At 37.8% G+C, this 16,349-nt stretch carries 9 protein-coding genes; 3 read left to right on the top strand and 6 right to left on the bottom strand.

The genetic code is table 11. The features are described 5' to 3' along the window. The 4 genes from rmuC to L650_RS0101245 form a co-directional block, all read right to left on the bottom strand. Positions 1-830, bottom strand: an 830-nt coding sequence (rmuC, locus tag L650_RS0101260) for a DNA recombination protein RmuC (protein WP_029771893.1), incomplete at its 3' end; no start/stop codon positions are given. A gap of 956 nt (positions 831-1,786) precedes the next feature. Next, on the bottom strand, positions 1,787-4,930 hold the full coding sequence (locus L650_RS0101255; RefSeq protein WP_029771892.1) for a DEAD/DEAH box helicase: 3,144 nt from the start codon (positions 4,928-4,930) through the stop codon (positions 1,787-1,789). Between the two features lie 435 nt (positions 4,931-5,365). Continuing rightward, a complete protein-coding gene (locus tag L650_RS0101250) occupies positions 5,366-6,328 on the bottom strand; it encodes a hypothetical protein (protein ID WP_029771890.1) in 963 nt (320 codons plus the stop codon). 15 nt (positions 6,329-6,343) lie between these two features. Next, positions 6,344-7,582 (bottom strand): AAA family ATPase, encoded by a 1,239-nt coding sequence (locus L650_RS0101245; protein ID WP_004586301.1) that lies wholly within the window; start codon positions 7,580-7,582, stop codon positions 6,344-6,346. Between the two features lie 774 nt (positions 7,583-8,356). On the opposite strand from L650_RS0101245, the gene L650_RS0101240 reads away from it, so the two are divergent. After that, complete coding sequence (locus L650_RS0101240; RefSeq protein WP_029771889.1) at positions 8,357-9,571, top strand: hypothetical protein; 1,215 nt, start codon at positions 8,357-8,359, stop codon at positions 9,569-9,571. Positions 9,572-9,633: 62 nt separating this feature from the next. On the opposite strand, the gene L650_RS0101235 is transcribed toward L650_RS0101240, so the two are convergent. Then, complete coding sequence (locus L650_RS0101235; protein WP_029771888.1) at positions 9,634-10,509, bottom strand: DNA replication terminus site-binding protein; 876 nt, start codon at positions 10,507-10,509, stop codon at positions 9,634-9,636. Positions 10,510-11,498: 989 nt separating this feature from the next. On the opposite strand from L650_RS0101235, the gene L650_RS0101230 reads away from it, so the two are divergent. Then, complete coding sequence (locus L650_RS0101230) at positions 11,499-12,848, top strand: class II 3-deoxy-7-phosphoheptulonate synthase (protein ID WP_024032363.1); 1,350 nt, start codon at positions 11,499-11,501, stop codon at positions 12,846-12,848. A 60-nt stretch (positions 12,849-12,908) separates the two neighbouring features. On the opposite strand, the gene L650_RS0101225 is transcribed toward L650_RS0101230, so the two are convergent. Next, the gene (locus tag L650_RS0101225) at positions 12,909-13,718 is read right to left on the bottom strand and encodes a pyruvate, water dikinase regulatory protein (RefSeq protein WP_004586305.1); all 810 of its coding nucleotides are present in this window, start codon (positions 13,716-13,718) and stop codon (positions 12,909-12,911) included. A gap of 154 nt (positions 13,719-13,872) precedes the next feature. Between L650_RS0101225 and ppsA the strand changes: the two genes are divergently transcribed. Then, positions 13,873-16,248, top strand: coding sequence for a phosphoenolpyruvate synthase (gene ppsA / locus L650_RS0101220; protein ID WP_029771887.1), 2,376 nt, complete (start codon positions 13,873-13,875; stop codon positions 16,246-16,248). Positions 16,249-16,349 lie beyond the last annotated feature (101 nt).

The following is a 16,349-nucleotide window of genomic DNA, read 5'->3' as shown; positions in this document are numbered from 1 at the left end:
CCGTCTTCGGTATTAAACGATACTTCGCGTTTGTAGTCGGTACCCGCACGCAGGCCTGCGCTGTCGAGTACGTTTTCGAGCATTAGTTCACCCCAATTACCTTGGGTCTTTTTTTGCCCTTGTAAGGCATTACTAAGTTTATCGGCTTGCTCGGTAATAGCTTGGCTTTTAGCTTGCAAGTGCAGTAGCTCAGTTTTAAGGGCTGCACGTTGTTTTAAGTCTTCAACGTGAATCGATTCCATTTTATCTCTAAAGCCTTTTAGCTCCCCTTGAACTGGCTTTAATAGTTGCTCAATGCTTTCTTGATTTAGGGTTTTAAAGCTTTGCGATTTTTCTTCTAAAATTTTATTAGCTAGGTTTTCAAACTCTTTTTTAAGCACATTTTTGCTTTGCTCTATTTGTGCAAGCTGCTCGGTAAAGTTTTGCTGCTTTTGCTCAAGCGTAGTTCGCATATTATTAAGCTCAATATCGCGCTGGTTATATTGCTCTCGCAAGGCACTAAGTTCGCCTTCGGCTTTACGCCAAAAATGGTTGTATTGAACACTTTGTTTTTCTTGCTCGCTAAAGCGAGTTTTATAATGCTGCGCTTCATCGCGTTGCTCTTGATGTGATTGCTCGAGCAGCTCGTGCTCATCAAATAAGGCTGTGTATTGCAGCTGTTTATTGTCGTACTGGTTTTGTAATAACGATAACTGTTGCTGTTGCTCGCTAATGTGTTGTTTTAATTTATTACGAGAAGGGAGCGACACTAGGCCATATAGTACGAGCCCTGTTGCAAGCCCTGCGCTGGCACTTAACCAATCTATATGCGTTAATAGCTGAGTAAACATAAAATAAACTTATAAAATTTAGAGACATGCCATCATAACGAATAAAGGTAGTGGGGGGTAGGGGCGTAACATTTACTAAAGGCATAAAAAAAGCCAGCTAAAAGGGCTGGCTCAATCATTACTAAATTTAGTAACAAATCAGGGAAATCAACATGAAGCTTGTGATAACTGCAATTAATCAACAAGCGTAATAGTAGACGCCACTCATTAAATTAAGTTCACATAAAAATATAAATAATTATAAAAACTAAAATGTGGGCATAAAAAAAGCCAGCTTAAAAGGAGCTGGCTCAATCATTACTAAAATTAGTAATTAAACGGGGTAAATCAACATGAAGCTTGTGTTAACTGCAATTAATCAACAAGCATAATAGTAGACGCCGCACACTAAATTAAGTTCACATAAAAATATAAATAATTTAAAAATTAAAATGTGGGCATAAAAAAAGCCAGCTTAAAAGGAGCTGGCTCAATCATTACTAAATTTAGTAACCAATCAGGGAAATCAACATGAAGCTTGTGATAACTGCAATTATTCAACAAGCATAATAGTAGACGCGCCCTTTTAAATTTAGTTCAAACAATTTATAAAAAATGTATTTTAAGGTGTTAAATACAGGCATAAAAAAAGCCAGCTAAAAGGGCTGGCTCAATCATTACTAAATTTAGTAACCAATAAGGGAAATCAACATGAAGCTTGTGATAACTGCAATTATTCAACAAGCATTATAGTAGACGCGTGTTTTTAAATTTAGTTCAAACAATTTATAAAAAATGCAATTTAAGGTGTTAATTACAGGCATAAAAAAAGCCAGCTAAAAGGGCTGGCTCAATCATTACTAAATTTAGTAACCAAACAGGGAAATCAACATGAAGCTTGTGATAACTGCAATTATTCAACAAGCAATATAATAGACGCCGTTTGGTTAAATTAGTTCACATGCTAAGTAAAAAAATTAGCTTTTTATAAGTGATAACATTTGCTGCTCATCAAACGAAGTAAAGCTCATTGATTTATCGGTAAATAATGCATCAACAAGCGCTTGCTTATCTTGCTGCATTTTAAATACCTTTTGCTCTATTGAATTGCTCATAATTAATTTATAAACAAACACTGGATTTGTTTGGCCAATACGATAAGCACGATCGGTGGCTTGTTTTTCAACAGCAGGGTTCCACCATGGATCAAAGTGAATAACGGTATCGGCTTGAGTTAAGTTAAGCCCAGTACCACCTGCTTTTAAACTGATTAAAAACACCGAGGTTTTGCCACTGGTAAATTCGTCAATAACTTTGTCGCGATGACGCGTTTGCCCAGTTAGCATACTAAATTTGATATTTATATCGTTTAAACGCTCTGCAATTAAATCGAGCGCAGAGGTAAATTGACTAAAAATAATCACTTTACGACCAAGGCTTAGCATTAACGGTAAATGCGTAGTTAGCCATTCTAATTTTGCTGAACCTGCTTGTGTTTCTGGCTCAATTAATTTTGGATGACAACAAATTTGCCTTAGCTTTAGTAGCGCTTCTAAAAATGCGAGCTTACTTTTTTGTGCGCCTTGCTCAGCAAATAAGTCGATGAGCTTTTCTTCTAAGGCGCGCGTAATACCTTGATACATATCTTTTTGTTTAGGTTCAAACTCAAACTCTTTTAACAGCTCTGTTTTTTGTGGCAGCTCTTGAGCTACCTGCGCTTTTGTGCGGCGTAATATAAACGGCATAATAAGCGCTTTTAGTTGCTCAGCTCGCTCTGAGTCGGCTTCGCGCTCAATAGGTGTTTGAAAGTGCTGTTTAAAGTGGGCTTGCGAGCCAAGTAATGAAGGCATTGCAAAGTCGAGTAACGACTTAAGCTCAAACAAATTATTTTCGATAGGCGTACCGCTTAAACATAACTTAAAGTCGGCATTTAAACGCTTAACTAAGCGCGAGACTTGTGCAGTATCGTTTTTAATATATTGCGCTTCGTCTAAAATAATATTTTCAAAGTAAAGTGGCGAGTAGTAAGCAATATCACGCTTTAATAATGGGTAAGTAGTTAAAATACACTGCGCTTGCGCTAAATGTTGTAAAGGCTCATTACGTTGCGAGCCAAAAATAGTGGTTACCTTAAGGCTTTTAGCAAATTTGGTTATTTCGTTTTGCCAATTACTTACCAAACTTGTAGGGCACACTATAAGAGTAGGCCCCGCTTGCGGGCGATTAAAACTGCTGGCCAAAAAGGCAATAACTTGCAGCGTTTTACCAAGCCCCATGTCATCAGCTAGTATGCCGCCTAATTGGTGGCGCTTTAAAAAGCTAAGCCAATCAACGCCTTGTTGCTGGTATTCACGTAGTGTTACCGAGTCATTTAAACCGTGTAAGGGCACCACTGGCATTGCCTGCTCGGTGTTGTTTAACTCATCAAGATAACGCTCCAATGAGTCATCATGAAGGTCTATAGTAACTGCGGTATGCTTTACCAGCTCAGGTAAATAAGAAAGCGGGATATTAAATTCATCGCGTGTTTTAACAAATTCAAAACGTTGTTTAAATTCGGTCAGTAAATTAATGGCGGCTTTACTAATAACACCAAATTGACGCCCAACAGGATAGTAATAAAACAGCTCACTTTGACGATTTAACGATTGATACGTGGCATCATCGGTATTAAAAAGTACAGCGGCTTTGGCATCACTTAATTGCACTTTACAATGCATTTGGTGACCTGCAGCACGGTTTACATCGAGTGTAACGTGCCCTTGGGGGTCGGCTACATTTACTTTAGTTTGAGTTACCTGCCAGCCACGCTTTTTAAAGCCAGGGAATACTTCGTAAACAAGCCAATGTAAATGTATAGGTGATTGTTTATTAAATACAAACTCACTTTGTAAACCCCCTTTACAAAACTCAAAACCTAAATTTACTAACTCATTTGTTACTGTGTTTTCAAATGCACTATTTATTAAACTCACGGGTGCTGTTCCCGCTAAATAATTTTTATTTTTATATTTAAATAATAGCGAAACTTTAAGCCCTTGCTCATCCATAGTGGCTTTTAAAACAGCATTACCAAGTTGCTTAACATTGACTTGTTCGTTATTCGGATGCGGAATAACACCGGCCCCAAAATTGTCGGCAAGTTGTTTATAAATGCGATCAAAATTAGCATCGTGAAGTGCGGGAATTGATTGTAAATGTGCTATTTCGTCGGCGCTAAGCTGTGTTCTGATCCGGCCTACTTTAAAGTGATCGAGATCTAAATAAGCGGGCGGCGTGGTTTTTATCAATGCCCAATTTTTACTGTGTTCAAGCTCAATAATTAATTGCGATAACTCGTTTTGCTGCTGCCAATTAAAGTTAAGCGATTGCCCAGTTTGCGCTTTGATAGCCACACGAGAGCGTTGTAAAAATAAACGGTCGGTGGCAATTAATTGTTGTAGAGCGCTAAAGCCCCATTGACCTTTTAGCTCTAAATTACCCACTGCATTTTGCGAGCGAATCCAACTAAAGAGTCTAAAGTCACTTTCGAGCAAATCGTTTGGCGTTACAAAGCTATTTAATTGTTGCTCAGTTAAATTGCGCCCAAGCGTGTAATTATTTTTTTTGTCGTAATTGGCAATTTTTGGCGTTAAAAATACTTTATTGTTTTCAATGTCTAATACAAATAAAAGAACTTGCGAAGGAGCTTTAGCATCAACACTTTTAAGTGCTGTTAGTTCACTAAACCAATCGTTAATAAAGTAGTCTTCTCCGTATTCACCTGAGTGCTCTATTTTAAGTTTAAATAATACAGCGGCTAAGTGCCTACATTTGGTTTTAGCATTACAGGTACAATGCGTATCAACAGAGTAACCAGTAGGTACTTTACTGATCTCAATGCGTTGGTTAAATGCTGATCCGGTGTCGCCTTGTACCGTTGAATCAATAACAGCAAAATCACTGCTGTGCTCTAACCAACTAATTTGGCCGTTTTTATAATACTCTTTGCCTTTATCGAGCACGTTGGGCCTAAACAGCTTTTTTATAAAGCGCTCAGAAAGAGGGAACAAGGTTGCCTGCTCATTTTTTATTTCTTCAAAAATAGCCAGTAAATCATTTTTTGATAAGTTAGCAGACATGTCACTCTAAGTATTAAATTTTTAAAATAATTCTGCCAGTATATTCTTTAACTGCGCACAGCAAAAGCAATATTAACGCTATATAAACTGGTTGGAGCTGCTAGGTTAGTAAAAAATCGGTTTATACGTACTTTATGGCACTTTATATACCAAAGTTAGAATAGGTAAACAGCAAACACACATGTTACAAACAATTTATTAATAATGCAGGGGCTTTACAGATCAGTTTTTTACTAACAAATTCAGATCCAGCTTCAAATAGTAAGAAAAACTAAATTCAGTTAGTAAAAATGTGATCTTTAGAGCAAAAATGAGGGATTTATGGGTTATAAATAGCAAAAAAGATCAGGATTTTACTAAGTAAAAAGCCCATCAGATCAGAATTTAACTAACCTAACAGGCTTTTAAGATCACTATTTTACTAAGTAATACGGGCTAATTAAACGCGCTTAACAGCTTAGTAAGTTGTTCTAAGCGTTTGTCAGTCAACACTTTATTATCTATTTTAATAGATACGTCACCACTTTTTAAATTGCGTTGTACGTTTATAAAGTTGTTTTCAAATACAGCTTCACGTTTAGCAACCGCGCTAGGCTCGGTAGTTAAACGTTTAGTAATTGCCATTGCGCGCTTGTCGTCGCTTGTAATGGCGTTAATCTCATCGTCTGTATGTAATTCGCTAACTAGGGCATTAAACGCCTGCTCGTCGCGCTCCTTTGCACTAACAAGCTTTTTAGCGACTTCTCTGCCTACGTGATTAGCCGTTGGGTAAAGTGAAATTACATCAGCGGGGATTTGCTCGTACGCTTTAATGGCATCTGCAATTGCGGTGTGCGATACACCTTCAATAGCGGCAATTTCGCGATAAGAGCCTTTTTTACCTTGCTCAATAAGATCGTTTTTAGTTTGTTGATAAGCTTGCCCTAGCTCCCAAAGGCTTGGGGCTATGTACTGATCTGAAGATACAGCTAAAATTTTAGCGTCTTGATCGGTAAAATCAGGAGAGCTTAAAACTAAATAATCGGCATTACCTAAAATACATGCCTTTCGACGGCGTGAACCGGCAAGTACTAAGTTAGTATTTCCCTGATCCCAAAGTAAAGCAGGGTGTTGATTACGTCCATCTTCACTGATTGCAGGTAAAATATCAGAAACCGACTTTTCGTTTAATAGCGCTTGTACACGGCGATTTTTACCGTAAACCGTGGTGCTAGATTCAATATCTGCATGAGCAATAACTTTACACACTAAGGTTATTTCGCGTGTAGGGTCGCTTGGCGCTGGCATTCTTATTACATCACCAGCGCTTGCTTGCTCAAGTAATGCATCGAGGCTGCTATTGCCTACGGCAGTTGCAAATGGATCTAAGCGGGTGTCGTTTTTACGTTTTGTAGCCATTTTTATGTAACATCCTTACTTAGTGTTGTTAAGTGATGATTGGGTTGACTCCCAATTAGAACGAATAAGCATTTCTAATTCGTCCACAACATCTTTAATATTTTCTTGCGCGCGTAATAAAGACTCGCGACTTGCTAAACTATCCGATGCTTTTTGATCAAATATGGTATTAAAAGACGATGAACTAGCCGTAATTGCCGAGCTGTGATTAATTGGGTAGCTCATTACTTGGCGGCCAAACGCACTACGTACATCTTTAACAATATCGCGCTGTGAATGATTACCCTTAACGTAATTGGTCACTAAAAACTGCATAAAGTCCCAACCTTCATGACCAAGTGCCGCTACTGTGTGGTAAATCTCACCTAAACGCTTTAGATATTTATTGTTAGCATCAAAATCTACAGCTTCTGGATGAACCGGAATAAGCATCGCCGTAGAGGCCATTAAAGCATTATAAAACATAAAGTTAAGAGTAGGAGCTGTGTCGATTAAAATAATATCGAATTCGTCTTTAACCGGCTCAATAACCTTTTCTAAAAGCTTATGATAATGACGTGTTTGTTCGTAATTAGAGGTGTCTTTTAAAAGTGTTGCGGTCTCGTGTTCAAAGTAAAAGTCATCCATACCTGAGGGTAAAACACGAATATTTGGAATATGCGTAGTCACAAAAGCACTAGAAACAAACTCTGGCCAGGTTTCGCCTTCGTCTAAATCAATACAATCACGCATTAAGTCGCCTACCGTAACAGGGTCGTGATCGTTAGAAGGGAAAAAGCTAGAAGACGAACCTTGAGGATCTAAATCAATAATACCAATACGATAACGTTTGATATTAGTCGTGGCCAATGCAGCAGCAATATTAACCATACTGGTTGTTTTACCACAGCCACCTTTAAGTGAATTAATAACAATAACTTGGAGTTTATCGTTAGCAGTGCGGTGATCTGGCTGAATATCCATGATATCGGCCATCGCAAAAATATTAACTAACGTGTACGCATAGTGCCCATTTGCACCACGCTTAATATTTAAATCATCAAAGTCACCATTGTCATGACGACGTTTTAAGGTACGATTATTACACCCTAATAAATCTGCTGCCGCTTTTTGGGTGTAAGTTCTTAATTCTTTTTCTTCTGATTTAAGATGAGCGCGATAGTGTTGTATGCGTCCCTTTAAAGATTTTTCAGCAACTTCGGCTGTTGCTTTTAAAAGCCGGTAAGTACTTAGCGCGTTATTATTGATAGACATACTTTCTTCCTCAAAGTTAGGCAGTTAGTATAATGTCCATTCAAATAGCTGTAAACAACTATTTAAGGCGACATGCATTTTAATAACAAGACATTTAAAAATATTTTTACACCTTTAAGATTGCTTAGTATAAATAAAGAAGTTTAAAGGTGGTTAAATATATAAGGTAATAAAGGTTAAGGGTGTATAATGGCCATATAACTACATGATATTTATAAATAATGTTAAAAAAAGCAGATCACCTTTATACTTGGTTAAGATCAGATCTTTATCTACATGCAGATCAGCTTTTTACTAAGCCTTATTTAATTATTAGAGTTATGCACAACTTACTCAATAAGTTATGTACAAAATGACTGTGTGAGATCAGTTTTTTACCAAGTAAATTAGAAAGTTATACACTTAAGCTTACGAAGAGCAGGGCGTTTAATTGGTATAGATCTGATCTGTAGTAAGTACAGATCAGATCTATGCTAACTCGAAGTACTGTTATCCACAGCAGGTATTTATTTTACTAACGTTTGTCGTGTAAAAAGTTTAAAAATAGCGCTTTTAATGGACAAAAAATAAATTGAGTTAGTAAAAATTTAGCTTGAGAAGCTTATCTTAGTAAAATAGTGATCTGAAATTAAGCTTATCACTCCCTACTTAGTATAATTATGATCCGTTACGTTTATTTATACTCGGATCAGTTTTATACTAACTTAAACATTTAACTTTTGTTGCTTAATGTGTTGTTATTAGCTGTCGCAATAAAAAATGGAAATCAGAACAATGAGCCGAAAGGTCAACATCTCGGTAGATAACTTGCCCGATACACTTAGGGGCCAAATACACGGGGTGGAAAGTGCAATAGATAACGAAAGTTTAGCACTATTTACAGATAACAAAGATGTGCGAATTTCTATCGAAAATGCCGCTCATGGGTTACGTGCTTATTCAAACACGTTTAACCACTATGATTTATGGGGGCGTTTTGTACGTTCTGGGCATAAAAAATTGCCATTGGAAGAAGCACCTAAAAAAACAATTATTACGCGTAAAATATCCGAAAAAGTAGATGGTATTTTATATGACGGCGAAATAAAAATTACACCGGCCGTTGTAAGCACGCGTAAAGATGGCGAAGACGTAGAATATTTAGTGTGGCCATCGGATAGAGAAGAAAAAGTTGAGCGCGCATTAATTCGCCTTGCATCGAAAGGTAAAATCGTAAAAATCAATTTTAAGTCCGGTATTCAATATGCCGTGGTTTTTTCGATGAACGAATTAGCCCAAGAACTTAAAGCGGTTGGCCAATCAATGCCATACCCACAAATTAAAGAATCATTAGAAGCACTTCAAGGTTCTAAACTTTCATTTAAATACTCGGCTACTGATACTAAAAATACAGATATTGATGACTCTTTTTATGAGTCAAATATGAACTTTTTATCATCTCTTCATTTTAGTGGTAAAAAAGGCCAAGGTGGCAACGTAAAATGTGTTGCATGTTTAAATGCATTTGTTCATAACATGATTGATAACCTTGAATACAAAGGGTATTACTTTAACAGTGCGCAAGAGCTAAAACGTGGTTTATCGCGTTGGATGATGCTGCGTTTATACCACCTTTGGCGTTATGCCGCGCCTGGTAAAACGTATCATTTTAGATTGCTATCTATTATGGAAAAATACGGCTCTATTTATTCAAGCGACGATATCACAGAAAACAAATTAAAAGCATTACGCCGTGATATGACCACAACAATGAAAGACTTGATTGAGAAAGGGGCTATTTCGGAATACAGCATTACTAATGTAAAAGATGATAAAACCGGTAATATTATTGATTACACCTATGAAATGCATCCTTCTGATCAGTTTTGTGATGAGATACTCACGCTCAACAAGCACAATAAGCGTATTGAGATTCAAGGTGGTAAACGAATTGTCGAAAACGCAGTTTTAATTGATGAAGATAAAATAGAAGAAATAGTCGAAAAATAACAATGGTTAAAATAATAGACTACTTACTAAAAAGGCCACACTATGTGGCCTTTTTAACATAATTATTTATCTACTTGTTCTAAATAAAGTCTATCCACTAAAAAGTCATATTCTTTTTTTCTCGGGTGAGACTCTGGTTTTTGATAATCAGGCAAAGTACCTAACTTAACATCGGGCTGTGGGTTAATTAAAATAAACGGCAATGCAGCACTTACGTGATACCTATTTTCTGCGGTATACCTAACATTAACTTGGGGGCTTACTCGGGTAGGGCGGCGAATTCTTAACTTTTCTTTTTCACCTAAACTAGCTACTCGCATTTGCTCTTGTGTAACAAGGGACTGCCATTTTTGTTGGTCGATCATTCTTGGATTTCTATAACCTGCGGATTTGTCGAGCATTTCAAGTGCGATTTTTTTAGTTAGAGTTTTAGTTGCATGCTTATGCATCCAAGTAAATCTCACTGAAAAAGGGGACTCACTTTGAAAATGAATTTTTCGATAGGCTGCAAGAGTGATTAAATTTGGAACCGCGTTATGAACAGCTTCAAATCGAGCATCGTTATTATCGATGGCCAAAACACACTCCTTAAAAGCAGCCTTAGCTTTATTAACTTGTTGTATTCTGCTAGTTAATGCTGCGACATCTGCATTTTTTAGAACCAAAAGCCCAGGATGACGCTTGAGTACTCTACTACTTAAACTTTCTTTTTTATAAATATCAGTATATGAGTTTAAAATTGCCCTATGAGCAATTTCGCCGGTTAATTTTTTTACAGGAATTGACTCGGGAATAATATTTTCATCAACACTATTTATATTTGGTAGCTGATAATACTCAGCCTTTGAATATTCACAGACACGTAATTCATCAATCAATAACGATGTTAATTCATTCATTAAATCAAACTGACTTCTTATTTGTACTTTAGAAACCATAACCACCCTAAGAACACATCTTACTTAAGTAATTACTAAGTTTAACCTTTTGCTTTGTTTTTTTAAAGTCAATACATTCTAATAAAGCTAAGACTACCTTTAAATGAAATTAAGTATGATGTGTTCTTTAACGCTGTTTACTTATACTTTTGAGCATTCGGTGCTTGAATATTTGCATATAACAGAAAGAATTAGTGAACCCAGGTGTAATCAATACACTTATGCGTATTTAAGCTATATGGAGAAATTTGTTGTAACGCAGGTAATTGCTAGGACTAATCATTCTTTTATATATTATAGCTGTGTAAAATTGTTATTTAGCTTTAAGTTTAAGGCCAGCAATCAATTTTTTGGTTCGCCACTTTAGATAGTGTTGGGCACTCATTGTATAATTGCTTATAAGTGATACTTGTAATGCAGCGCAAGACTCCTGTAACGGGGAAGGCTGTTCTGTGAAGATGAACTCTACTACAACTTAATATTGAAAGTAGTCGTTCATACACACTGTTTTTAGTAGCTCTAATTAGAGTGCTTGTATCGTCTAACAACCTGATCACAGTTGTACAGAATAAAGTGGACTTATTGCTATAGCCTTGCACAACCCCCGAGCCACATACCACACACTCAAAATAAGTTCTAGTCACCTGTTTGATTTAATCAAATTACCACTGTAAAGCTAAGATTACATTTAACCCACTTTAAGTATGATGTGTTCCTAGCGAAACTGTTAACTTTAAGGCTTTGAATTCAATTTGGTTTGGGATGGTTAAAAAAACGCCTTCATAAGTTTAACTTATTGTATTTAAATAAAAATAGTAAAATTAAAACACGCTTAAAACTAAGCCTGAGCAACCTTAAAATCACAAATAACCTTATATATATTTAACTCATAACAAATTAGTTGGTAAATAGTGAATATAGTCCTTGAACTTAGGGCCATGCATACGTTAATTTCTTTATATCAGGTAAAGTAGGAATGAGGAAAGAACATGCAATCGTGGAACCCAAATAGCTGGAGAGAACTGCCAATACTGCAGCAGCCACAGTACCCAGATCAAGAAGAACTGAAAACAGTAGAAAGCCAGTTAAAGAGTGCTCCGCCACTTGTTTTTGCAGAAGAAACAAGAAGCCTCTTTAAACAATTAGAAGATGTATGTGAAGGTCGTGCATTTTTACTTCAAGGTGGCGACTGTGCCGAATCATTTAGCGACTTTAATGCCGCTAATATTCGCGATACATTTAAAACCATTTTACAAATGGCTGTTGTTTTAACATACGGCGGTAAATGCCCAGTTGTTAAAATTGCACGTATGGCAGGCCAATACGCTAAACCACGCTCTGCAGATTTAGAAACTATTGACGGTGTATCTTTACCATCTTACCGTGGTGATATTGTAAATAGCTTTGAGTTTACAGAAGAAGCGCGTATTCCCGATCCACAACGTTTAATGAAGGCATACCACAACAGTGCAGCTACATTAAACTTACTTCGTGCATTTGCACAAGGTGGCTTAGCAGATTTACACCAAGTGAATCGCTGGAATATGGGCTTTGTAGCCGCTAATCCGCAAAAAGAGCGATTCCAACAGCTTGCTGACAAAATTCAAGACGCTCTTGAATTTATGGAAGTATGTGGCATTAATTCTACTATTGCGCCAAGCCTTAAAGAAACCGACTTATACACGTCTCACGAAGCGTTATTGCTAGGCTATGAAGAAGCACTAACTCGTCGCGATCACCTATCAGGTGACTGGTACGACTGTTCTGCGCACTTTGTGTGGATTGGTGAGCGTACGCGTCAATTAGATCATGCACACATTGAGTTTTTCAAAGGTATTAAAAACCCTATTGGTGTTAAAGTTGGTCCAGGAATGGACCCAGATGACCTAATTCGTTTAATTGATGCTGTAAACCCAGATAACATTCCGGGTCGTTTAACGCTAATTACACGTATGGGTGCCGACGTACTGCCAGAAAAACTTCCAGCACTTGTAAGACGCGTTCAGCAAGAAGGACGTAAAGTTATTTGGAGCTCGGATCCAATGCACGGTAACACTGAAAAAGCGACATCAGGCTATAAAACGCGTAGCTTTGATAATATCATGCGCGAAATTAGCCAGTTTTTTGCTGTACACAAAGCTGAAGGTTCATACGCAGGTGGTATCCACTTAGAAATGACTGGCCAGCACGTTACAGAGTGTACCGGTGGTGCATACGGTTTATCTGATGATGACCTAGCGCAACGTTACAAAACACAATGTGACCCGCGTCTAAATGCAGACCAAGTATTAGAAGTAGGCTTTTTAGTAGCTGACTTATTAAAAGACGCTCGTAAATAATAAATAAAAAATTAAAGCCGCATATAGCGGCTTTTTTTAGCAAAACAGTAAATTAGTTGGTTAGTACTTACGTCGCTCGAGGTTACTGTCTATTAAGATTTTTGCAGATATTTCCTCTACAGAATGATGGGTAGAATTAAAGTATGCAATTTTATGTCGCTTATAAAGCATTTCAACTTCACGCACTTCAATTCGGCATTGTCTTATTGATGCGTATTTAGAATTTGCCATACGACGATGCCTAATTGCAGCCAAACGCTCAGGGTCAATAGTTAACCCAAATAACTTATGTTTGTAAGGGAGTAAACATTTAGGTAGTCCCTCACTCTCTAAGTCGTCTTCAGTTATTGGGTAATTTGCAGCCTTAATGCCGTACTGTAGGGCTAAGTACAAGCTTGTTGGTGTTTTACCGCTTCTGCTAACACCTACTAAAATAATATCGGCTTCAGAAAAGTTTTTAATATTTCCGCCATCATCATTCATAAGGGCATAGTTAACCGCATCTATTCTAAAGTCATAACTTTTTTCATGAATAGAGTGGGTACGATGCATTTTTGGCACTGGCGCAACATTAAGCTCTTTTTCTATTTTTTCACTGTAAGTAGACAAAAAATCATACGCGATTGCATCGGCCGATTTAATAATTTCACTTAAGTTGTGATTTACGAAGGTAAAGAATACAAATGGCTTCTCACCTTCTTTTGCAGCAGTTGCGTTTATTAACGCTTTAATTTCATTTGCTTTTTCTTCTGTTTCTACAAAAGGAATAGTTTTATGATTAAATTCAACCGGAAACAACGACAAAGTCGCGTGACCAAACACTTCGGAGGTAATAGCAGTGCCGTCTGATATATAAAAAGCAGTTCTCATAGTTAACCTTTTTATTACGTTTAATCCCTAAAATGGCTTACTCACGGTTTACGTGAGGTCTAATGCCAGTGTAGAATGAAGGTGACCTTTATAAAAGGTTTTCTTTCTTAACTCTCACAGTTACAACTACAATTTGTTTTTTGGAGAAAGACCCGTGCAAGAATACGTTCTCTGGTATCAAGAGCTTGGTATGCAAGATGTTCCTCGTGTTGGCGGCAAAAATGCCTCACTGGGTGAAATGATTTCAAACCTCGCTAACGCAGGTGTACAGGTTCCGGGTGGTTTTGCCACTACAGCCGACGCTTTCAATGAGTTTTTAGAGCAATCTGGACTCAATGCAAAAATTCACGACATTTTAGATACGCTTGATGTTGATGATGTAAATACACTCGCTAAAGTCGGTGCCGATATCCGTCAATGGATTATCGATACCCCATTCCAACCTAACCTAGACCAAGCCATTCGCGACGCATACAGCCAACTTCATGGCGATACATCAGCCGATGTATCATTTGCAGTACGCTCATCAGCCACCGCTGAAGATATGCCAGATGCATCATTCGCAGGCCAACAAGAAACCTTCCTTAACGTTCGTGGTATCGACTCAGTAATGGTCGCTATTAAACACGTATTTGCTTCTTTATTTAACGACCGCGCCATATCGTACCGTGTTCACCAAGGTTACGATCATCGTGGTGTTGCACTATCTGCTGGTATTCAGCGTATGGTACGTTCAGATAAATCAGCATCAGGCGTTATGTTTAGTATTGATACAGAGTCTGGTTTTGAAGACGTTGTATTTGTTACTTCAAGCTACGGTTTAGGTGAAATGGTTGTACAGGGCGCAGTAAACCCTGATGAATTTTATGTTCATAAACCAACATTACAAAAAGGGTTGCCATCAGTAGTACGTCGTAATATTGGCTCAAAAGCCATTCAAATGATTTACTCAACAGATGAGGCACACGGCAAACAAGTAGAAATTGTTGACGTAGAGCCAAGCCTTTCAAACAAATTTTCAATTACAGATGAAGAAGTGCAAGAACTTGCAAAACAAGCTGTAATAATCGAAAAGCACTACGGTCGTCCTATGGACATCGAATGGGCAAAAGACGGAAACGATGGCAAATTGTACATAGTCCAAGCGCGCCCAGAAACCGTTCGCTCAAACGAAGATGCCAATATTATGGAGCGTTTTCAATTAAATGGCACAAGCAATGTAATTGCTGAAGGCCGCGCAATTGGTCATAAAATTGGTAGTGGTGTTGTTCGTGTACTTGATTCAATTAAAGAAATGGACCAAGTACAAGAAGGCGACATTTTAGTTACCGACATGACCGACCCAGATTGGGAACCTATCATGAAGCGCGCCGCGGCTATTGTTACAAACCGTGGTGGGCGTACGTGTCACGCAGCAATCATTGCCCGTGAACTCGGTATTCCTGCGGTAGTTGGCTGTGGTAACGCAACCGATTTAATTAAAGCAGGCCAAGAAGTAACGGTATCATGTGCTGAAGGCGATACAGGTTACATCTACGACGGTATTTTAGATTTTGAAATACTAACGTCGCGCGTTGATAAAATGCCAGAACTACCAATGAAAGTGATGATGAACGTAGGTAATCCAGACCGCGCGTTTGACTTTGCACGTTTACCACATGCAGGTGTTGGCCTTGCCCGTGTTGAATTTGTAATAAACCGCATGATTGGTGTTCACCCTAAAGCGCTATTAAATTTTGATGCACAATCACCTGCGTTACAAGCTGAAATTACCGACATTATTGCCGGATACGAATCGCCGGTAGAGTTTTATATCTCTAAATTAGTAGAAGGTATTTCAACGCTAGGCTGTGCCTTTGCACCAGAGCGTGTAATTGTGCGTATGTCTGATTTTAAATCAAACGAATATGCAAACTTAGTAGGTGGTGAGCAGTACGAACCTGAAGAAGAAAACCCAATGATTGGTTTTCGTGGTGCTGCACGTTATATCTCTGAAGACTTCCGTGATTGTTTTGCCCTTGAGTGTGAAGCAATTAAACGCGTAAGAAACACCATGGGTATGACCAACATTGAAATCATGATCCCATTCGTACGTACCCTTGAAGAAGGTAAACGTGTTATCGAATTACTAGAAGAGCATGGCCTTAAACGTGGTGAAAATGGTCTAAAAGTTATCATGATGTGCGAGCTTCCTTCAAATGCATTACTTGCCGATGAATTTTTAGAGATGTTCGATGGTTTTTCTATCGGCTCTAACGATTTAACTCAGCTAACACTTGGTCTTGACCGTGACTCAGGCCTAATCGCACATCTATTTGATGAGCGTAATCCTGCGATTAAAAAGCTACTTTCTATGGCAATTAAAACAGCTAAAGAAAAGGGCAAGTATGTAGGTATTTGTGGTCAAGGTCCTTCAGATCATGAAGACTTTGCAGCATGGTTAGTAGAGCAGGGCATTGATTCTGTTTCACTAAATCCAGATACAGTACTAGAAACATGGTTATACCTAGCAGACAAACTTGCTAAATAATCATCAGTACCCGTAACAAATAAAAATGCCAGCTATTAAGCTGGCATTTTTGTATGTGGCATAATTTAGCGTGCTAATTTTTTATCTAAATAATTACACGA

The organism is Pseudoalteromonas sp. TB51 (assembly GCF_000498055.1).
GTDB classification, from domain to species: Bacteria; Pseudomonadota; Gammaproteobacteria; order Enterobacterales; family Alteromonadaceae; genus Pseudoalteromonas; species Pseudoalteromonas atlantica.
The sequence above is the reverse complement of the archived record's forward strand: the minus strand, read 5'-3'. Positions and strand labels throughout refer to the sequence as shown.